At 62.6% G+C, this 22,685-nt stretch carries 10 protein-coding genes; all 10 read right to left on the bottom strand.

The annotated features are described in order from the left end of the window. Window positions 1-254: 254 nt before the first annotated feature. Window positions 255-3,479 (bottom strand): multidrug efflux RND transporter permease subunit, encoded by a 3,225-nt coding sequence (locus tag P3T43_RS20725; protein ID WP_429282914.1) that lies wholly within the window; start codon window positions 3,477-3,479, stop codon window positions 255-257. A gap of 158 nt (window positions 3,480-3,637) precedes the next feature. Next, window positions 3,638-4,999: a TldD/PmbA family protein gene (locus P3T43_RS20720; RefSeq protein ID WP_429282913.1), complete on the bottom strand. Its 1,362-nt coding sequence runs from the start codon at window positions 4,997-4,999 to the stop codon at window positions 3,638-3,640. Then, window positions 4,999-6,435, bottom strand: a complete 1,437-nt coding sequence (locus tag P3T43_RS20715; RefSeq protein WP_429282912.1) for a TldD/PmbA family protein — start codon at window positions 6,433-6,435, stop codon at window positions 4,999-5,001. Before P3T43_RS20715 ends, P3T43_RS20720 begins: the two co-directional genes overlap by 1 nt. Continuing rightward, entirely contained in the window at window positions 6,432-8,075 is a 1,644-nt protein-coding gene (locus tag P3T43_RS20710; protein ID WP_429282911.1) for an ABC transporter ATP-binding protein, read from the bottom strand. Before P3T43_RS20710 ends, P3T43_RS20715 begins: the two co-directional genes overlap by 4 nt. Continuing rightward, complete coding sequence (locus tag P3T43_RS20705; protein ID WP_429282910.1) at window positions 8,075-9,187, bottom strand: ABC transporter permease; 1,113 nt, start codon at window positions 9,185-9,187, stop codon at window positions 8,075-8,077. The genes P3T43_RS20710 and P3T43_RS20705 overlap by 1 nt, the downstream gene beginning before the upstream one ends. Further along, the gene (locus P3T43_RS20700) at window positions 9,141-10,193 is read right to left on the bottom strand and encodes a microcin C ABC transporter permease YejB (RefSeq protein WP_429282909.1); all 1,053 of its coding nucleotides are present in this window, start codon (window positions 10,191-10,193) and stop codon (window positions 9,141-9,143) included. Before P3T43_RS20700 ends, P3T43_RS20705 begins: the two co-directional genes overlap by 47 nt. Window positions 10,194-10,201: 8 nt before the next feature. Next, window positions 10,202-12,025 carry an extracellular solute-binding protein gene (locus tag P3T43_RS20695; protein WP_429282995.1) on the bottom strand — a complete coding sequence of 608 codons (1,824 nt, stop codon included), beginning with the start codon at window positions 12,023-12,025 and terminating at the stop codon, window positions 10,202-10,204. A 449-nt stretch (window positions 12,026-12,474) separates the two neighbouring features. Then, the gene (locus tag P3T43_RS20690; protein ID WP_429282908.1) at window positions 12,475-15,219 is read right to left on the bottom strand and encodes a TonB-dependent receptor; all 2,745 of its coding nucleotides are present in this window, start codon (window positions 15,217-15,219) and stop codon (window positions 12,475-12,477) included. Between the two features lie 383 nt (window positions 15,220-15,602). Beyond that, the gene (locus tag P3T43_RS20685) at window positions 15,603-16,178 is read right to left on the bottom strand and encodes a cupin domain-containing protein (RefSeq protein ID WP_429282907.1); all 576 of its coding nucleotides are present in this window, start codon (window positions 16,176-16,178) and stop codon (window positions 15,603-15,605) included. Window positions 16,179-16,698: 520 nt separating this feature from the next. Continuing rightward, on the bottom strand, window positions 16,699-22,578 hold the full coding sequence (gene uvrA / locus P3T43_RS20680; protein WP_429282906.1) for an excinuclease ABC subunit UvrA: 5,880 nt from the start codon (window positions 22,576-22,578) through the stop codon (window positions 16,699-16,701). Window positions 22,579-22,685: the final 107 nt, after the last annotated feature.

Genomic DNA, 22,685 nt, shown 5'->3' with positions numbered 1-22,685 from the left:
GAATTCGATGACGCACAGACCATTCACCAAGAACTCAGCCGCTGCGACCCGCCGCGCCGGCAACCTGTCAGGTAGATTTCGGTCGATCACCAAAAAATAGGCCATTTTACTATCGAAAAGCTGGACGGGGGTAAGCCGGACGCCCGCTTCACCCGTGAACGCCCTCGCCAGACGGCTGAGATGACAGCCGCTGCGAGGCGGCCGCGCCGCCCCTCAGTGGCTCATTGGCGGCTCATTGGCCGATCATTGGGGAGTCATTTACTGCTGGTTTCCTGCTGCTCCCGCTCGAGATCCGTGCGTGCGGGCCGCGCCGGATCCGGCTGATGCCCTTCCTTCACAGCATGCTCAGACGCGCCCGGACGCCCGCGTCGCCGTTGGGTGAGCGACACCACCGCATGGAACGCCACCGGCGCGAACATCAGCCCGAACAGGGTCGCCGCCAGCACCCCGCCGAACACACCGGTACCGATCGACTGGCGGCTCTCGGCCCCCGCCCCGCTCGACACCACTAGCGGCGCCACGCCCAGCAAAAACGCCGCCGAGGTCATCACGATCGGGCGGAAACGCGCACCGGCCGCATCGATCACCGCGCGCGTCAACGGCACGCCACGGGCGTGCAGATCGCGGGCAAACTGCACGATCAGAATCGCGTTCTTCGCCGAAAGGCCAATCACCGTGATCATCCCCACCTTGAAGTACACGTCGTTCGGCATGCCGCGCATCAGTACCGCCGACACCGCGCCGATCACCCCGAGCGGCACTACCATCAGCACGGCAAACGGAATCGTCCAGCTTTCGTACAGCGCGGCCAGCGCCATGAACACGGCCAGCAACGACAAGCCGATCAGGAGCGGCGTCTGTTTCTCCGCGACGGTTTCCTCGCGCGCTGCATCCACCCAGTCATACGCGACACCCACCGGCAACGCCGCCGCGAGCCGCTCCATCTCGGCCATCGCGGCGCCCGAACTGTAGCCGCGCGCCGCGCGGCCGCTCACGTCAAGCGACGGATAGCCGTTGTAGCGCGACAGCGCCACCGGCCCAACAGTCCACGTGCGCGAGGCAATCGCCGACAGCGGCACCATATTGCCCTGCGCATTCTCCACGGCGAGCGCCATCAGATCGTCGTCGGTCATGCGCGTTGATGCGTCGCCCTCCACCACCACGCGCCGCATGCGTCCGGCCGCCGGGAAATCGTCCACATAGGTCGAGCCGAAGGTGCTGCCCAGCAGATCCGAAATCTTGTCGAACGAGACACCGAGTGCATAGGCCTTGGCGCGGTCGATCGTCAATTCGACGCGCGGTGCGTCGGGCAGGTCTTCGGAGTGCACGTCGGCGAGCGCCGGATCCGACTTCGCCTTCGCGAACAGCGCTTCGCGCGCCGCCTTCAAGCCGTCGAGCCCGACGCCGCCACGATCCTCGAGCCGGAACACAAAGCCGTCCGAGTGTCCGACACCCGGCACCGAAGGCGGCAACTGGGCGTCCACCTGACCATCGAGAATGCTCGTGAACTCCTCGTTCAACTTGTCCTGCAAGTCCATCGCACTGAGCTTGCGCTTGTCCCAGTCCTTCAGTTCGACGAACGCCATGCCGACGTTCTGACCGGTGCCCTGGAAGCTCCAGCCGATCAGGCTCGTCACGTGCGCGATTTCCGGGTGGCGATGCAGAATCGCTTCGACCCGTTTGATCACGTCCAGCGTGCGTGCCTGGGTCGAACCGGCCGGCAACTGGATCATCACCTGCAATTGCCCCTGATCTTCAGTAGGCAGAAAACCGCTCGGCATCTGCCAGTAGAGCAATCCGCAGATGCCCACCAGTACCGCATACACGGCCAGCACCCGCCCAAGCCGCTGCACGGTGCGCGTGGTGAGCCAGCGATAGCCTAGCGACGCGCTGTCGAAACCCTCTGCGAATCGCGACGCGCCACGTGCGAAGAAGCCGCGCAGGCCGCGGCGCGCCTCGCGCTGATGCGGCTTGGTGCCGGTGGGCTTCAGCAGGTTCGCGCACAGCGCCGGCGTGAGCGAGAGCGCCATGAATGACGACACCAGCATCGAGGCGATCATCGCCACCGAAAACTGCCGGTAGATACCGCCGACGCTGCCGGGGAAAAATGCCATCGGCACGAATACCGCCGTCAGCACCGCGGTCACGCCCACGATCGCGCTGCCGATCTGCGTCATTGCCTTGCGGGTCGCTTCGCGCGGCGGCAGGCCTTCCTCTTCCATCACGCGGTGCACGCTTTCGACCACCACGATCGCATCGTCGACCAGAATGCCGATCGCCAGCACGAGGCCGAACATCGTGAACACGTTGATCGAAAGACCGAACGCCCACATCGCCAGAAACGCGCCCATCAGCGTGACCGGAATCACCACCGTGGGCACCAGCGTGTAACGCAGGTCGCGCAGAAACAGCCACATCACGAAGAACACCAGCACCACCGCTTCGATCAGCGTGTACACCACCTCGCGAATCGCGATCTGCACGAAATGCGCGCTGTCGAAAGGAATTTCGACCACCACGCCGGGCGGCAAGCTCTTCGACAGTTCTGCGAGACGTTCGCGAATCGCGTTCGAGGTTTCCAGTGCATTGCCACGCGGTCCTAACTGAATGCCGACCGTTGCCGACGAGCGGCCATTCAGACGCGACCAGAACGAATAGTCGTCGCGGCCGAGCTCGACTCGTGCCACGTCGCGCAGACGCACGGCGGAACCGTCAGGCTTCGCCTTCAGTACGATCAGGCCGAATTCGTCCGGCGAGATCAGTTGCCCCTTGACGTGTACCGAAGCGACCAGCTGCTGGCCCGGCACGAATGGCGCGTCGCCGAGCGTGCCGGCTGTCACCGTAGCGTTCTGCGCCATGATCGCGGCGTTCACGTCGCCGGCGGCGAGACCGTATTCGCGCAGCTTCACCGGATCGATCCAGATCCGCAACGCCTGATCGGAGTCCCACAACTCCGCTGAACCCACTCCCGGTGCGCGTTTCAGTTCGCGCATGATGTAGCGGTTCAGATAGTTGCTGAGTTCCGTCGAGTCCTTCGTGCCGTCGGCCGAGGTCAGCGCTACCAGCATCAGGAACGTGTTGGACGCCTTGAACACGCTGATGCCGTTTTGCACCACCTGTTGCGGCAGGCGTGGCTCGACCTGCTTCAGACGGTTTTGCACATCGACCATCGCGATGTCGGGATTGGTGGCCGGCGAGAAGGTGGCGTCGATTTCCAGGTTGCCCTGGCCGTCGCTGCTGGTTTCGTAGTACAACATACCATCGGCGCCATCGAGACTCTCCTCGATGATGCTGCCCACGTCGCCGTCCACCACTTCGGTCGCGGCGCCCGGATAGCTCGCCACGATCACGATACGCGGCGGCGACAGACGCGGATATTGGGCGACAGGCAGTTGCGGAATGGCTAACGCACCCGCCACGATGATGGCGAGCGCGACAATCCAGGCGAAGACCGGTCGGTCGATGAAAAATGAGGGCACTCAGGCTTCCTGTCAGTGCTGCACGAAGGACGGCGCGTCAACGAGGCGTGCCGGGTTCGCCGTCGTGCCTCGCGGCCGTTTTCCGAGCCGGTCAGTATATCGCCGACCCCTACGGCAACGGCCACCCTGCGTGGGTTGTCGCGATTCTAGCCATCCATTTACAGCGTCAGTTCAAACGAGCGTGCGAGCAGCCCTGGCAGATGCATCCCGCCGGTGCCGCGTTCGCCCCAGGTGGAATCGCTCAACAGCAGTTCGGGCTGCGCGCCCAGGCGCTCCAGCTGATCGCCGAGCAGCCGGTACATGCTGTCGTCGAAACGCATCGCTTCCACCGGCGCGACGATCTGACCGCGTTCGACCCAGAAGGTCGCGAAGCGCGTCATGCCCGTCAGGCGGCAATTCATCCGGTCCGAGAAATTGACGTACCAGAGGTTGCCGATATAAAGGCCCGTATCGAGCTGCGCCAGCACATCGTCTTCGGCGAGATCGCCGCCTTCCATCGACAACGCCACCGGTGCTTCGGAGTCCAACGCACCGTTCGGCTGCAAACCGTACTCGCGGGCACTGCGGGCATTGGTCAGGCGCTCCAGGCTGCGGCCATCCTGAATCAGCGGCACGCTCGCGCGCAGATAGCCGTCTTCGTTGAAACCCGGTGTGATGCCGAGACTCAGGTCTTCAGTCAGCGTCACACGCGGATCCAGCGCGACCTCGCCCGTATGCAGCTTGTACAGTTCGCTGCGCGAGGTGGCCTGCGCGCGCGCGGAAAAACCGCTCCATGCGGTCACACCCAACAGTTCTTCGAGCGCGGCCGGTGCGAGATACGCACGGTAATGTCCCGGCGACAGCGCGCGCGGCGTCAGCGCGAGAATCGGCAAGCGTGCGGCGGCCTGTTCGACCTTGCGGGCGAAGGTCGCATCGCTCCAGTGATCGCCCGCGTAGCTGGTCTTGATGGCGCGACCGCTCGGGTCGTAGAGCGACCAGCTGAAGTTGAAGTTGCTGACTTCATACCAGCCACGACTGCCTTTGGTCGATGCAAAGCCGCGCACAATCGTGCCGCCTGCATAAAACCCCACGAAATCCAGACCCTTTGCGCATTCTGCGACGGTGCGCACCAGCGCTTGCGGCTCCGCGACCTTGCCGGCGCGGCGCGTCGAGCGTTCCCATTGCGAGGTGTCGAACAGCAGATGGGGATCGTCCGGGGCGTCGCGCAGCCCTTCGCGCAAGGCGGCGAGCGCGTGGCTCACGTCCTGCAGATCGGTGTCGGCGTCGCCGCACACCGTCAGCGTCGAATAGGCCTGACGCGCGCCGTCAATCAGGCGCAGCGTCAGCTTGCCTTGCGAGACGCTGCCGATTTGCCGCACCTTGCCCGCGTTGAAGCGGATGAAATCGGATTGCTCCGCGGAGAACGAGGTCAGCGTGATTTCGCCGCCTTGCTGTGCGCAGTCGATCGCATTCGCGAGCAGCAGAAAATGACGCTGCCAGTCCACCGCCGTCTCGCCCCGCGCTATCAACGAGTCGCTCATCATGCGCCTCCGAACACGTCGATGTTGCTGAACACGCAGGCAGGCGATGCATGGCCGACCCGGATGACCTGCGCCGGCTCGCCCTTGCCGCACATCGGCGTGCCGAACACCTGGCGCGTACTCGCGTCGCCGACCGCGGAAAGGCTGCGCCAGAAGTTCGCCGAAATGCCGCGATAATTGGGCTGCTTGACGACCTGGGTCAGCTCGCCGTTTTCGATCAGCTGACCGAACTCGCAGCCGAACTGGAATTTGTTGCGATGGTCGTCGATCGACCACGACGTGTTGGTGCGCATCAGAATTCCGTGTTCGATATGGCCGATCATCTCGTCGAGCGATTGATCGCCCGGTTCGATATTCAGATTCGCCATCCGGTCGATCGGCGGGCGATTCCAGTTCGACGCGCGCGAATTCGCCACACCGGGCAGGTTCGCACGTTGCTGCGACAGCGCACCGCCGAGCGGCCGCTCCAGCACCCCGTCGCGGATCAGATAGTGCTTCACGGCCGCGCTGCCGTCGTCGTCGAAAGCGTAGGACGCCGCCTCTTCGCGCAGTTCCGGATCGAACGTGACGTTCAGCAATGCTGAGCCGTACTGATAGTTGCCGAACATCTCCGGCTTCACGAAGCTCCAGCCGGCGAAATTGCGCTCGTCGCCGAGAATGCGGTCGAGTTCCAGCGGATGGCCGATCGATTCGTGGATCTGCAGCATCATCTGGTCCGGCATCAGCAGCAGATCGCGCTTGCCCGAGGGGCAGTTCGGCGCAGCCAGCAATTGCAGCGCCTCGTGGGCGACGCGCGCACCGGCACCGTCGAAGCCATAACGCGCCAGCACTTCGAGACCGCCCTGCGCGAGCGTGCCGTAGCTGCCGTTCAGCGTACGCACTTGCGTGTCGCCATCGGCATGCGCGGCGACGCTCAACTGCGGCATCACGAAGCGGAAATGCTGATCGATCCGCACGCCGTCGCCGGTGATGTACAGCTGGTCAGTCTGCGTGACCTGCACGTTCGCCGTACGCTCGACGATGCGCGGATCGATCTGGGCAGCCGCGCATTCGCGCGCCAGCCGCTCGAGCCACTCACGGCGGCTCGGTAAGGCATGCTCTGCGTTCGGCGACACATAGCGGCCGCTCGTAGCCGGTCGCGCAATCTCGCGGTGGTCGATCAGCGACAGCGCACCGCTCGCTCTGGCACGTGCGGTAGCGATATCGAGCGCAGCCTGCAGTCCGGCTACCGAAAGGTTGGCGCTCGCCGCATAACCCGCGCCCGCGCCGACGTAGGCGATCAGCATGGCGCCGCGGTCGCGCACGGTCCGCAGCGGCTGCGCGACGTCGTTCCGGACTTCGTGAGCATCGATCGTCTCGTCGACGATGCGCAGCGACCAGAAATCCGCGTCGCTCTTCAGCGCGCGGGCAGCTTGCGCCCACCGTTCGTCAATCATGCGATTTTCTCTTGGACATCTGCCTGCGGCACCATCAACGACGACGCCAGCAGCGATTGCGTATAAGGGTGTGATGGCGCATGCAGCACGTCCATCGTATCGCCCGCTTCGACAATACGGCCCGATTTCATCACGATCACCCGATGCGCCATCGCCTTCATCACCGCGAGATCGTGCGTGATGAACAGATAGCTCAGCTGGTACTTTTTCTGCAGATTGGTCAGCAGATTCAGCACCTGTTTCTGGATCGACACGTCGAGCGCGCTGGTCGGTTCGTCGAGCACCAGCAGTTCCGGCTCCACCGCCAGCGCACGAGCAATCGCAATACGCTGACGCTGGCCGCCGGAGAATTCGTGCGGATACCTGAGCATCGACTCGACCGGCATGCCGACTTCTTCGAGCAGCATGCCCACGCGATTGCGGCGCGTTTTAGCGTCGATGTCCGGACGATGCAAGGCCAGTCCCTCGCCGATGATCTGTTCGACCGTCATCCGCGGCGACAGCGAGCCGAACGGATCCTGAAACACCACCTGCATGCGCGCGTACAGCGCCCGCTTTGCCTTGGCGTTCTTCAGCGACGAGAGCGCCAGCCCGTCAATGTCGATGCTGCCGGCAGCAGGATGCTGCAAGCCGAGCACCGTGGCCGCGAGCGTCGATTTACCCGAACCCGATTCACCGACGATGCCGAGCGTCTCGCCGCGGCGCAACGTCAGATCCACGTCGTGCACCGCGCGGAAGGTCGACTTGCCGAAAATCGAACGCAAGCCTTTTGCCGACACGTGATAGTCCACGGCCAGCCCCTTGACGTCGAGAATTTTCCGCGCGCCCTCTTCCACATCGTCGATGCTGCGCTGCGGCTCGCTGTCGAGCAGGCGTTTCGTATAGGGATGCTGAGGATTCGAAAACAGCGCATGCGTAGTATTGGTTTCGACCAGCACACCTTTTTCCATCACCGCCACGCGCTGCGCGAAACGTCGCACCAGATTCAGGTCGTGCGTGATCAGCAGCACCGCCATGCCGCGCTCGGCCGCTTCCTGCTCCTGCAATTCGATCAGCAGATCGACGATCTGCTGGCGAACCGTCACGTCGAGTGCGGTGGTCGGTTCGTCGGCCAGCAACAGGCGCGGCCGACAGGCCAGCGCCATGGCGATCATCGCGCGCTGGCGCTGACCGCCGGACAACTGGTGCGGAAAACTGTCGATGCGACGCTCCGGCTCCGGAATGCCCGTGCGGCGCAGCAGTTCGATGCCGCGCTCGCGCGCCGCATTCGGCCGCAAGCCTTCGTGCAAGCGCAGGCTTTCGGCAATCTGCTTGCCGACCGTATACAACGGATTGAGAGCCGTCATTGGCTCCTGAAACACCATCGCGACATCCGCGCCGCGAATCCCGCGCATCTGCTGCTCGGTCTTCTGCAACAGGTCTTCGCCGTCGAGCAGCATGCGGCCGCCCAATTGCGCCTCGCCCACGAGCCGCAAAATCGACAACGCCGTCACGCTCTTGCCCGAGCCCGATTCGCCGACCAGCGCCACGCGTTCGCCGCGCGCAATCGACAGGCTCAATTCCTGCACAGCCACCTTCTCGCCGAAACGCACGGAAAAGCGGTCGATCTCCAGCAAGGGTCTGTTCAAAGGCTTGTTCATTACTTGCCACCCCCAAATGCCGAGCCGCGCGTGCGTGTATCGAGCGCGTTGCGCAAGGCGTCGCCCATGAAGGTCAGCAACAGCAGCGTGATCACCAGCGCCGAGAACGCCGAGATCGAAATCCACCATGCGTCGAGATTGTTCTTGCCTTCGGCCAGCAACTCGCCGAGGCTCGGCGTCGGCGGCGGCACCCCGAGACCGAGGAAGTCGAGACTGGTGAGCGACAGGATCGCCGCGCTCATGCGGAACGGCAGGAACGTGATCACCGGAGTCAGACTGTTGGGCAGCACGTGACGCCACATGATCTGCCAGCTCGAGAGGCCCATGGTGCGAGCCGACTTCACATAGTCGAGCGAACGGTTACGCAGGAACTCCGCGCGCACGTAGTCCGACAACACCAGCCAGCCGAACATCGACAACAGGATGAAGAGCAGCCACAGGGTCGGTTCGAAAATCGACGCGAAAATGATGAGCAGATACAGGTCGGGCATCGAACTCCAGATTTCGATCAGGCGCTGCCCGATCAGGTCGGTTCGCCCGCCGTAGAAGCCCTGCACCGCACCGGTCAGCACGCCGATCGCCACGCCGGAGACCGTCAGCGCGAACGCCATCAGCACCGACAGGCGGAAGCCGTACAGCAGCCGCGACAGCACATCGCGACCGAACTGATCGGTGCCCAGCCAGTTGCTCGACGAAGGCGGCGCCGGATAGGGATGCGCCGCGAAGTAGTCGATCGTGTCGTAGTGGTAATGATTCGGCGGATAGACCGCGAAGTTGCCGTTAGCCTGGAAACGCGAGCGGATATACGGATCAAGGTAGTTGGTCCTGGCGGCGAAGTCGCCGCCGAACACCGTCTCCGGATAGTCCTTCACGATCGGAAAGTAGTAGTGGCCGTCATAGCGCACGATCAGCGGACGGTCGTTGGCCAGCACTTCGCCGAACAGGCTGATCACGAACAGCGCGGCAAAAATCAGCAGGCTCCAGTAACCGAGACGCTGACTCTTGAAACGCAGCCACGTGCGCCGCCACGGCGACACCGACGCGACGAGCGTGACGGCCGACGGGTCAACGGCCCAGGCGGTTGAATTGGATGCGGGGGTCGACGAGGACATAGCAGACGTCAGCAATAAGTTTGGTTACAAGACCGATCAGCGTGAACAGAAAGAGCGAACCGAGGACGACCGGGTAATCGCGGCGGATCACGGAGTCGTACGACAGTTGGCCCATGCCGTCGAGCGAGAACAGGGTTTCGATCAGCAGGTTGCCGTTCAGGAATGCGCCCACGAAAGCGGCGGGCAAACCTGTCAGCAGCGGAATCGCCGCGTTGCGCAGCACGTGCTTCCACAGCACGTCGCGCTCCGGCGCCCCTTTGGCTCGTGCCGTCAGCACGTATTGCCGGCCAATCTCCTCGAGGAACGTGTTCTTGGTCAGAATGGTGACGATGGCGAAGTTACCCACCACCGACGCCGTCACCGGCAGCACGATGTGCCACAGGTAATCGAGCATCTTGCCGAACGCGCTCAGGTCCTGGAAGTTATCCGACGTGAGACCGCGCATCGGAAAGACCTGCCAGAACGTGCCGCCGCCAAACAGCATCAGCAGCAGCACGCCCAGCACGAAGCCTGGAATGGCGTAACCCGACAGCACCAGCACGCTGGTCACCGTATCGAAGCGGGAGCCGTTGCGCACTGCTTTCGCAATGCCCAACGGCACCGATATCAGATAGGTGAGTATCACCGTCCATAAGCCGAGCGTGATCGACACCGGCAGCTTGGACTTGATGACGTCCCAGACACTGTCGTGCTGATAGTAGGACTGCCCGAGATTGAAGGTCGCGTAGTTCTTCATCATGAGGAAGTAACGCGTGAGCGGCGGCTTGTCGAAACCGAACTGCTTCTTGATCTGTTCGAGCTGCTGAGGATCGACGCCCTGGCTGCCGTGATAACCGCCACCGCCCGCCCCCGCCTCTCCGCCACGGCTTTTGCCGTGGCGGAGTTGCGTCATCACCTGTTCGACCGGCCCACCCGGCACGAACTGCGTGACGACAAAGGTCAAGGTCACGACGCCGATCAAGGTCGGCACCATCAACAACAGACGTCTAAGAATATAAGCAAGCATGATGCACCTCAGTTTGCTGCGGACGGCGCGGAAGTCGCGGTGGCTGCGCCCGGCGCAGCCTGCGGTTTCTTGTACCAGTAGTCGATGATCCAGTCTTCGGCCTGATACGTGACCGGTGTGACCTTCGGATACGCGAGCGTCGTCTTGTAGCCGATGCGGGAATTCGGGTTGTAGTACTGCGGCACGAGGTAGTACTCGTTGATCAGCACACGATCGAGCGCGCGGGTGGCCGCTTCGAGGTCCTCGAGGTTATCCGCCGAAAGTGCGGCATGAACCAGCGCATCGACCGCTTTCGACTGGATGCCCGGATAGTTTTCCGAACCCACCTGCGTGGCGGCCGCACTGCCGAAGCGCCGCTCCAGTTCCGCACCCGGAATCGTCACCGGGTTGTAGATGTAGGTGGTCATGTCGTACTCGAAGTTGTCGAGACGCTTCTGGTACAGCGCGCTGTCGATCTCGCGCATATGCGCCTGAATACCGAGCGTGCTGAGCGCCTGCATGTACGGCAGGATCAGACGGTCCATGCCCGGCTGGTCGTCGATGATCTCGATCGTCATCGGATTGCCGTTGTCGTCGCGCAGCGCACCGTCGCGGTAGTGCCAGCCGGCTTGCGCGAGCAGATCGCGAGCTTCGCGCAGATTGCCGCGCAGCGAGTTCGGCGGCAGCGTGTTGGCCTGCTTCACTGCCGGACCGAATACTTCGGGCGGCAGGTCGGACCGGAACGGCTCGAGCAACGCGAGTTCTTTCGGACTCGGCACGCCAGTCGCGCCAAACGGACTGGCGTCGAAAAAGCTGTTCAGACGCACGTACTGGCCGTAGAACATCATCCGGTTCATCCAGTCGTAGTCGAACGCCAGCGCCAGCGCGTGACGCACACGCACGTCCTTGAACATCGGCTTGCGCAGATTGATCAGGAATCCTTGCATCTGGGCCGGGCCATCCGGCACGTTGACCTGCTTGAGCAGATCATTCTTGAAGTTCTTGCCCACATATTTGCGGGCCCACTGGGTCGCGCTGTATTCGACCTTGACGTCCGCGTCGCCTGCCTTGAAGGCCTCTAGCTGCGTGTACTGGTCCAGATACAGCTTGAAACGGATGCGGTCGAAGCGGAACATGCCGCGCCGCGTCGGCAGGTCCGCCGCCCAATAGTGAGGATTCCGGACGTATTCGATGTCCTTGTCGTTCTTGCGCTGCGCGATCAGATACGCGCCGCTGGCGATCGGCGGCACGGTTGCGGTCTGGTCGAACGGCGGACGTTTGCCGTCGGCCGTCATGCCCCATTTCGGCGAGAACACCGGCAGATCGCCGGCAATCAGCGGCGCATCGCGCTCTGCCCGCCTGAAATCGAAGCGGATCGTCATCTTGTCGACCACCGTCGCGCTCTTGATGATCGAGAATTGCGCATTGAACAGCGGCGACGCTTGCGGACTCGTCAGCGTATCGAAAGAATATTTGACGTCGGCGGCCGTGATCGGGTCGCCATTCGAAAAGCGCGCGGCAGGGTTGATGTGGAAGGTCGCGGAAGTCAGATCCGGCGCCACCTCGACATCTTTCGCGATCAACGCGTATTCGGAGGCCAGTTCGTCCCAGCTACGCTGCATCAGCGTATCGAACATCAGATTCTGGATGTCCGGCGCAGGCGCGCCACGGACCAGAAACGGATTGAGCGAGTCGTAACTTTGCAGTTCGCTGTAGTTCTGGAAGCTCAGCGTGCCTTGATCGGGCGCGTTGGGATCCGCGTAGTCGAAATGCGTGAAATTGGCGGGATATTTGGGCTGGTCGTACTGGGCAAGCGAGGTGCTCGCCGCAGCGGGCGTGGCCGCCAGACTCATGGCACCCAGCAGCGCGGCGGCCAGCGCGGGAGCGATGCAGGTAACGGCCTGCCGGGTCACCACTGCGCCAGAGATCGTCCTTAGGGCGCGCGGCAACCGAAACTTCACAAGTCTCATCATCAGTATGCGTAGGTCGCGCGCGGGCTTGTGGCCGACACGCGGTTCGTCGGATCGACCAGGACGACGCCAATCGCCATCGGCCGGGTCACTTAAGGCGTCGCATGGCGCCTCGCATTACAGGTTAGCTTCGCGACAAGGAGCACAATACCCGCCTCCTCTCGCCTGCAACAATAACTGCTTTCTTCTCGCGCTGACCGGGTCCGGCGTGATTTACGACGGCCACGGCGACGTACGGAGAAGTCGACAGTGTGCTACTTACGAAAAAAAGTCGCTCCGGCGGCACAAAGAATGCCGGAGCGACCAATCGTCAACAGGCTTACAACTTCTTATTAGAACTTATACGTTGCGCCGATCTGACCGTAACGGCCGATGTAGTTATACAGCGACGTGTCGTAACCGGTCTGATAGAACGGGTAGTACGCGAAGTTCGGGTCGTACGGCGGCGCCTTGTTGAAAATGTTGTCGATGCCGGCATACAGGGTCCAGTGCTTGAAGCCCGTGTACGTTACCGTTGCGTTGAACACGCTCATCGAACCGATTTCCGTCGGGATACCCGGCGTGCCGAATTCCGAAGCCATCGTGCTGTTGGCGTACGGGCCCGTATAATCCCACGTCAAAGCCGTATTCCACTTGCGGTCAGGCGACTGCCAGCTGAGTGTCGTGTTGCCCTTCCAGCGCGGGAACGAACCACCGAACGACAGTGCCAGCGAGCTGTTGTTGCCAGCCGCATCGGTGTTGCCGCTTGCCAGACCCGGGGTCTGGAAGTGCCACACGTAGGCCCAGTCGGTCGACAGTGCAAACGTACCGAGCTTGGTCGGCAACGCCTGACGGAACGTTGCCTCGAAACCGTCCGTATGCAGGTACGAGAAGTTGACCAGTTGCGAGTTGACGTAGTCGATCACGCCCGAGTTCGGATCGCGGACCACGGTGGCCGGATTGTTCGCGTCAACCGTCGGTTGCAGCGGGGCAATCCCGATCACGTTCGTCACGTCGATCTTGTACCAGTCGAAACCGATGTCCGTGTTATGCACCGGCGACAACTCGAAACCGATGTTGTAGTTCTTCGTGTGCTCCGGTTGCAGATTCGGGTTACCGTGCATCAGTTCGGCAACGCTGACATCCTGACCCGATTGGGCGCTGTTCGGATCCGTATCGATCGCCGATTGGGAACCCAGTGACGCGCTACGCGAAGACTCGACCATCGTCGGCGCGCGGAAACCGCGGTTGAACGACGCGTAAGCCGTGAACGCCTGCAGCGGTTGATAGCGCAAAGCAAAGCGCGGCGAGAACGCACCACCAAACTGGTTGTAGTAGTCGTAACGGCCGGCCTGGCTGAACGTCAGGTTCTTGATGATAGGCACATCGATCTGGTAGTAGACCGCTGCCACGTTGCGGCTCGAGTCAGCCGATTGCAGCGGAATACCTGCGATAAGCGTCTGGCCCGTATCCGCACCGGTCGGGTTCGAGATGTATTCGCTTTGATGCTGGAACTGGGTACCGAAGCCCACGCCCACATCGCCTGTCGGCAGCGTGAACAGATTCGGCGTCGAAATCGTTGCGTCGACAACGTCGAGCTTCGAGATAGCCAGATATTCCGGGTTCGTGAACAGACCGTTCAGGCCGTTCGGCGTCTGCGACGGATCGGCGAAGTCATAGCCACCGGCCAGAACATTTTGATACGCCGCGGTGTTGATCGCGTTCGTGTCCGTGACTGCGACCACGCTCTGCGAGTGGCCATAACTGGTTGCCCAGTTCCAGCTACCCCACTTCGGCGTATCGAACGTACCCTTCACGCCAGTCGAAAACGCCCAGAAATTCGAGGTCGAATTGACATTGGTCGGCGCGTTCGGGAACACATAGTTGATCGGCGTGGCAACGCCGAACGGGTTGTACGGGTTGTTAGCCGCAACCGCGTTGTTCTGCGCCACGATGCCGGTGCCCGGCGAGTACGTCAGCGGCGATCCGAGACCGCTGAATTGCTGTACGTTCGTCGTGATAGAGCTCGTAGCGTAGCTGTCCCAAATGTCAGCGAACGCCTGAACGTTATCGTTGATCTTGAAATCGCCATGCAGCTTGACGTTCGCGCGCTCGCTTTGCGGAGCCAGCGAATCTGTGCTTGCCGTGTTGTACGCGCAAGCTGTGCCAGGCTGGAAGGCTGCCGTGAGCGAGTTGGCGGTCGAAATCGTCTTGCCGCCGGCGCAATTGCCCACTGCCACCGGGCCGTTAGGCGTTTGCCAGAAGGACGTTGCCTGGTTGTTGCCGATCCCGAAGATCTGGCTGGAGGTCGTGTCGCGCTCGGCGAGGTCGATACCGGCCGTGTGCTGATAGCTGGCGGCTGCCGTGAAGTTGTAGCCGTCCGAAGTCAGGTTGCCGAAGCCCCCGAGGATGTTGAACTTGTCCGTGCCTGCGCCGCCGTGTTGCGCGCCGCCGAGGCTACCGTCCAGTTGCAGACCCTGGAAGTCGTGCTTGGTGATGATGTTCACCACGCCTGCGATTGCGTCCGAACCGTACTGCGACACTGCGCCCGTCTTCACGATCTCGATACGATCGATCATGTTGAGCGGCAGCGAGTTCAGGTCGACGAACGAATCGGTAAAGTTCGTGTTCAGCGCGTAAGGCGCCACACGCTGACCGTCGATCAGCACCAGCGTGTACTTTTCGCTCAGGCCGCGCAGTGCGATACCCGCGCCGCCCGGTGCCGTGCTGTACGTGTAGTTATCGCCCCAGCTGCTGGCGGAGTTGGCCGAAGTCGTACGCAAGAAGTCCGACACCGTGGTCGCGCCACTTGCCTGAATATCCTTCTGCGTGACAGTCTGAACTGCCTGGAAGCCGGTCTTGTCCGACTGACGGATCAGCGAACCCGTCACTTCAAACGTCTTCAGCTGCTTGACGTTCTTCTCTGCCCCTGTTGTCGCGGCGCCCGAAGCAGCGTCCGGAGCCGCTGCACCTGCGGTCGCAGCAACCGGTGCTGCCGGTTGGCTTTGCGCGAAAGCCGGAGCGGCGATCGCGGTGGTCAGTGCTAGTTCGGCCCAGATTATTCTTCTGATGGCCAACGCCAATGCCCGTTGTTTCATTTTTCCCCTTCTCACTCGTCAGTAAGGCCACACCTGTTGTGCGAAGAGAGGTCTTGTGAACCTCCCTACTCGATTTGCAGCGACGTTTCGCTACGATTCGCCAAAGTTGCCCCGCGCTTACAACTCAACAAACCGCGCAACCATCGTCTAAACCATTGCAGCGAGATAGACAGGGGCACTTCAGCTTATTTAATTTCGGACTACTAAAACATTACAAATGAATTATAAAGCTTTCACGCGCACTTCAATCAGTGAGTCAATCCTGGCTTTTGGCTAAATTGACTCACGACTTAAGGAGGGCCATACGTTCGAATGCGGGTTAACCTGTAGTAGTACTTATGGAAATTTCCAGACCCTACGCTGCCGAAAATCAGAACGCTTCCCTAAAACAATCTTGGTGTTCCTACCCAGACGAGCACTGTTTCTTCGCCTGCGGTGTTAGCCCATGCATGCGGGACCGTTGACTCGTAGTGCGCGGTGTCACCAGCCTGCAACACGAACGTTGTACCTTCGAGTGTGAGAGCGATCTGCCCGCTCATCACGTATAAAAACTCTTCTCCTGCGTGCGTCGTCACTTCCGACGGCTGCTGGCCGGCTGGCATCTTCACCAGGATCGCTTCCAGCTTGCGGTCGGTCGACAGATTCGTCAGCCGGCCAAACAGATTCGCCGAATCGGCAAACCCAAAAAATCTCAGTTCGTCACCGCGACACACCGACTTGGCTTCCGTCGGCGTCTCCACGAAGTACTGCACCGTGACACCCAACGCCTGCGCAATGCCCACTAGCGACGTGATCGAAGGCGTGGCCTGCCCGCGTTCCACTTGCGATAGAAACGGCTTCGAGATGCCTGCCGCTTTTGCCGTTTCATCGAGCGTGCGTTTTAGTCGCTGCCGCAATGCGCGAATCTTGCTGCCCATTGCGAGTGCGGCTGATGCCTTCTTATCAAGTGGCGGAACCATAGCAAGACAGAATCCAGTAGTCAAAATTTGTTTGGTCTAAGCAAATTAAGTTTCATTGAAAGCGCGACGTGCCACGCAAAAAGCAGGTTAAGAATTTGGATTGACGCTCACCCCTGGTGAAAACCGGATAGAGCCAGGTAACCTGGGCGACGAGCAACTCATGCTGCGCCAAAAGAGGTTGAATGCACAACCAAAGTGCAAATGCATTCCCTTCCGGTGCGGAATGGTTGATTGGAGTGAAAACGAGGTGTGCGCAAGCTGCGAAAAAAGCTCACCTCTTTTAGTCGGGCGCTTTGATCCGCTTGATGGGTGTGGACGATATCAAGACAAAATCGTCCGTCAAACTTTTTTTGATGGGAACAGACAGTGTTTAGAGAGGTTCCTCCAATTTGTGGTGGAACTCCCGACACAGAAGCCAGTAAAAGTGGCTTTTAAGAACCAACATAAAAGCGGGCCGCAAGCAGGGAAAACACCGTGTCGCGAATCCGCGACACGGGCTTCGATCACGACCGCTCAGCCGTCATCCACGCGAGCCCTGACTGACGACACGTGCAGCTTCCGGCGCATTGACAGTGCGTTCGAGGACCGGCTGAAGCGCGGCGCCGGTATGGCTTTCGCGGACCCGCACGAGTCCTTCCGGATCCGCGGCCGCCACGATCGAACCACCGCCGACACCACCCTCCGGACCGAGGTCGATGATCCAGTCGGCTTCGGCAATCACATCGAGGTCGTGCTCGATGACCACCACGCTATGACCGCCGTCCGCGAGCCGATGCAGCACGCGAATCAGCCGCGCCACGTCCGCCATGTGCAGGCCGACTGTCGGCTCGTCGAGCACGTACAGCGTGTGCGGCGCCTTCTGACCGCGCCGCGTGACGTCGTCGCGCACCTTGCTCAACTCCGTGACGAGTTTGATGCGTTGCGCTTCGCCGCCCGAGAGCGTGGGTGACGGCTGCCCCAAGGTCAGATAGCCGAGCCCGACGTCTTTCATGAGTTGCAGCGGGTGCGCGATGTTGGTGATCGGCGCGAAAAACTCGACGGCTTCGTCTATCTCCATGGTCAGCACGTCGCCGATATTCTTGCCGCGCCACGTCACCGCCAGCGTCTCCGGGTTGAAGCGCTGGCCGTGACAGACATCGCACGGCACCTTGACGTCCGGCAAAAAGCTCATGCCGATGGTGCGCACGCCCTGGCCTTCACAGGCCGGGCAACGGCCGTCGCCCGTATTGAACGAGAAGCGCGAAGCCGTATAGCCGCGCGCGCGTGCTTCGAGCGTGCCGGCGAACAGCTTGCGGATCGCGTCCCACACACCTATATAGGTAGCCGGACACGAACGCGGCGTTTTGCCGATCGGCGTCTGGTCGACTTCAAGCACGCGGTCGATGCTTTCCCAGCCCGTGATCGCGTCGCAGCCTTGCCACGCGTGCGTGACGTTCAGTTGCGCCCGCGGCGCACTGCGAGCCAGCACACTGGAGCGGCGGTTGGCAGCCGGTTCGTCCTGCGCCGCCTTGCGGGCACGCCGCGTAGCCGGCGACGACAGCACCGAGCGCCCCACTGCGTCCAGCAGATTAGCCATCAGCACGTCGCGCGCAAGCGTCGACTTGCCCGAGCCGCTCACGCCCGTCACCGCCACGAGTCGCGCTAGCGGCAGCGCCACGGTGACATTGCGCAGGTTGTGCAGTTTGCCGCCGTGCACGGTCAGCCATTGTTCGGGCACCGCCGCCGCGCTTCGGGTCTTTGGCTTCACCGTGCGGCGCGGCTGCAAAGGATGCACGATCGGGTTGGCCAGGAACTGCCCGGTCACCGAATCCGCCTGGGCCGACAGATCCGCCACACTGCCCTGCGCGACCAGCGTGCCGCCGCGTTTGCCCGCGCCCGGTCCAATGTCGATGATGTGATCGGCGCGCCGGATGGTGTCCTCGTCGTGCTCGACCACCACCAGCGTATTGCCCTTCTCGCCAAGCTTGCGTAGCGCGTTCAGCAGAATCTGGTTGTCGCGCGGATGCAAGCCGATGGTGGGTTCGTCGAGCACATAACACACCCCCTGCAGATTGCTGCCCAGTTGCGCCGCGAGCCGGATGCGTTGCGCTTCGCCGCCTGACAGGCTCGGCGCCGCGCGATCGAGGCTCAGATAGCCGAGCCCCACTTCCTCGAGGAACTGCAGGCGACTGCCGATTTCGCTCACCACGTCGCGAGCGATCTCCGCGTCGCGGCCCGACAGTTCCAGCGCGTCGATCCAGCGGCGCGTGTCGCTCACCGTCCATTGCGCGACATCGACGATCGCTTGCGCGTCGAACGTCACGGCGCGCGCGGTCGGATTCAGACGCGTGCCGTGGCAATCCGCGCAGGGTTCGTCCACCACGCCTTCCGGTTCCTGCTCCTCCGACGGCAAGCTCTGTTCACGACCGCGGCCATCTTCCGCGATCACGGTGTCGTCGTAAGCGGCGCGCTGTTCGCGCGTGAGCGCGAGGCCGGTACCGACGCAGGTCGTACACCAGCCGTGCTTGCTGTTGTACGAGAACATCCGCGGGTCCAGTTCCGGATAGCTCGTACCACATACTGGACAGGCGCGTTTCGTGGACAGTACCTTGACCTCGCCGAGTTTCGCTGTGGCACGGCCACTCTTCAACGCGTTCTGCAAGCCGTCCAGCGGCGCGAGCAGATGCATCACACCCTTGCCCACTTCGAGCGCTTCATCGAGCAGGCGGCGCAATTCGGCTTCGTTCTCCGCCGACACCACGAGGTCCGCCACCGGCAGTTCGATGGTGTGTTCGCGGAACCGGTCGAGCTTCGGCCACGGATCGACCGGCACGAATTCGCCATCCACCCGCAGATGGGTATTGCCGCGCGCCTTCGCCCACTTGGCGAGGTCGGTATAGACACCCTTGCGGTTGACCACCAGCGGCGCCAGGAAACCGACATGCTCGCCCTTGTGGTCGCGCAGCAGTTGCGCGGCGATCGACTCGACGCTTTGCGCGGTCACCGGCGTGCCGTCGTGAATGCAATGCTGGAGCCCGAGCTTGACATACAGAAGACGCAGGAAGTGCCAGACTTCCGACGTGGTCGCCACGGTACTCTTGCGGCCGCCGCGTGACAGCCGCTGCTCGATCGCCACGGTCGGCGGAATGCCATACACCGCATCGACCTCAGGGCGCCCGGCCGGCTGCACGATCGAGCGCGCATAGGCATTCAACGATTCGAGGTAGCGGCGCTGGCCTTCATGGAACAGGATGTCGAACGCGAGCGTCGACTTGCCCGAACCGGACACACCGGTAATGACATTGAACTTGCCGTGCGGAATATCGACGTCGAGCGACTTCAGGTTGTGCTCACGCGCGTTGACGATGCGCACCACGTCCTCGCCTTCGACCGCACGCCGCGCCCGCGCCGCCGTCAGCGCCTTTTGCAGCGGCATGCCTTGCGCCGCGGGCTCGGCCGCCGCGCTCATGGCCTGATCGTATTGCAGCAGGGCCTGACCGGTGTACGACTCCTTGCAAGCTTTGACCTCTTCGGGCGTACCTGCGCACAGCACCCGGCCGCCGCCGTCGCCGCCTTCCGGCCCGAGGTCGATCAGCCAGTCCGCCGCGCGGATCACGTCGAGGTTGTGCTCGATGACGATCAGCGAATGTCCGCCCGCCAGCAGCTTGCCGAACGCCTGCATGAGCTTGGCGATATCGTCGAAATGCAGACCGGTGGTCGGCTCGTCGAACATGAAGAGCCGCGACGCGGGCGCCTGTTTCGCGCTGCGGGCCGTACTGGCCTGGGCCGTTTCCGCGAGAAAGCCCGCCAGCTTCAGGCGCTGGGCTTCGCCGCCCGACAAGGTCGGCACGGGCTGACCGAGTTTCACGTATTCGAGGCCCACGTCGACGATCGGCTTGAGCACGCGCACGACTTCCGCATCTGCCGCGAAGTACTGGGTCGCCTCGCTGACGGTCAGCTCGAGCACATCGGCAATGCTCAAGGCTCGCGCCGGCGTGCCGCGTTCGATCTTGACCTCCAGCAGCTCGGGCCGGTAGCGACGGCCGTCGCAATCCGGGCAACGCAAATAGACGTCGCTCAGGAACTGCATTTCGATGTGCTCGAAGCCGGAACCACCGCAGGTCGGGCAACGGCCGTCGCCCGAATTGAAGCTGAACATGCCGGGACCGTAACCGCGCTGCTGGGCGAGCGGCACCTTGGAAAACAGCTTGCGGATCTCGTCGAACGCGCCGACGTAACTGGCCGGATTCGAGCGCGCGGTCTTGCCGATCGGCGACTGGTCGACGAACACGACTTCATTCACCTGCTCCGCGCCGCCGAGACGCCGGAACGCGCCGGGTGATTCGGTGGCGACGCCGAGATGGCGCGCCAGCGCCGGATAGAGCACGTCCTGCACGAGCGTGGACTTGCCCGAACCCGACACGCCGGTGACGCAGACGAGCCGCTGCAGCGGAATCTCGACGGTCACGTCCTGCAGATTGTGTTCGCTCGCGCCTTCCAGCACGATGCGCGGCGTGTCCTTCTGCACCGGCCGGCTCGACCAGTGCGAGACGTCGGCCACATGGCGATGTCCGCCGAGATATTCGCCGGTGAGCGTGCCGGAGGAACGGATGTCATCCGGCACGCCGTCATAGATGATCGTGCCGCCACGCTCGCCGGGGCCGGGGCCCATGTCGATCAGGCGATCCGCCGCCAGCATCACCGATGGATCGTGCTCCACCACCACCAGCGTGTTACCTGCATCGCGCAGGCGATGCATCGCTTCGACGATCCGGTTGAGGTCGCGTGGATGCAGTCCGATGCTCGGCTCGTCGAGCACGAACAGTGTCTTGGTGAGCGAAGTGCCGAGCGCCGTGGTGAGGTTGATCCGCTGAACCTCACCGCCCGACAACGTGCGGCTCTGCCGGTCCAGCGTCAGATACCCGAGCCCGACGTCGCACAGATACTTCAGGCGCGTGCGCACCTCGGCCAGCAGCAGCTTCAACGCATCGTCGAGCAGCGCGCTCGGCAGACTGAGGTCGTCGAAGAAGCGCCGGATGCGCTCGATCGGCAGCAGCATCAGATCGTGCACCGTCAGGCCCGCCAGCGCTTCGAGCTGCGCGCGGTTCCAGTCCACGCCGCGCGGCATGAAGCGTGAGGCCGGCTCCAGCACCGCATCCGCATTGGACTTCGTGCCAAGGCGCCACAGCAGCGATTCGGTCTTCAGACGCGCGCCGCCACAGGTCTCGCACGGCGTGTAGCTGCGGTACTTCGACAGCAGCACGCGAATGTGCATCTTGTACGCTTTCGATTCGAGGTATTCGAAGAAGCGCTTCACGCCGTACCAGTGGTTCTGCCATTTGCCGTCCCAATCAGGCGAGCCGTTGATGACCCAGTCGCGCTGCGCCTGCGTCAATTCGGACCACGCCGTATCGCGCGGAATGCCGGCCTTCGCCGCATAGCGCATCAGGTCGTCCTGGCATTCCTTCCAGGCCGGCGTCTGCATGGGTTTGATGGCACCGTCGCGCAGGCTCTTGCGCCCGTCCGGAATCACGAGGCCAAGGTCGACCCCGATGACGCGCCCAAAGCCGCGGCAGACCTCGCACGCACCATAGGCCGAGTTGAACGAGAACAGCGCGGGTTGCGGATCGGCGTAGCGCAGGTCGCTGTCCGGATTGTGCAAGCCGGTGGAGAAACGCCAGATCTGCGGCTCGGCCGACTCTTCCGGCGCTTGCGGCAGCACGTACACATTGACGCGGCCAGCGCCGCGCTTCAAGGACGCCTCGATGGCTTCCACCACGCGCCCTTTCTCGACCGCGCTCAGGCGGAACCGGTCGGCCACCACGTCGAGCAGCTTGCGCGGGCCGGTGGGCGACTGCACCTCGCGTTGCGCCTGCACGCGCGTGTAGCCGCTCGCGGACAGCCATTGTGCGACCTCTTCTTCCGTGGCGGATTCGGGCAGTTCAACCGGAAACGTGACCACGAAACGCGGATCGTCCTGCACGGTGCGCGCCACCAGATCGGCGTAGATCGTCTCCGGCGAGTCGTGCCGCACGGCCTGCGCCGTCTTCCGGTCGAACAGTTCGGCCGCGCGCGCGTAGAGCAGCTTCAGATGATCGTTGAGTTCGGTCATCGTGCCGACCGTGGAGCGCGAGCTGCGCACCGGATTGGTCTGGTCGATCGCGATAGCCGGCGGCACGCCGTCGACGCGGTCCACCTGCGGGCGGTCCATGCGGTCGAGAAACTGCCGTGCGTAGGCGCTGAAGGTTTCGACGTAGCGCCGCTGCCCTTCCGCGTAAAGCGTGTCGAACACCAGGCTGGATTTACCGGACCCCGACGGGCCGGTGACGACCGTCATCTCACCTGTGTGCAGGTCGAGATCGAGATTCTTGAGGTTGTGCTGACGTGCTCCGCGAATGCGGATTTTTCCTGTAGATGACAATTTGCCCGACCGTCTGAATGAGTTGGCTCCATCTTACGGCCACTTTGCGACCGCACGGATTCACCGCGCCCGACGATACGGATCAATCGCCGCAGGGCGGATTTGAA

Source organism: Paraburkholderia sp. GAS41 (genome assembly GCF_050436545.1).
Classification (GTDB): domain Bacteria; phylum Pseudomonadota; class Gammaproteobacteria; order Burkholderiales; family Burkholderiaceae; genus Paraburkholderia.
This window is presented reverse-complemented; position numbering and strand designations above follow the sequence as displayed.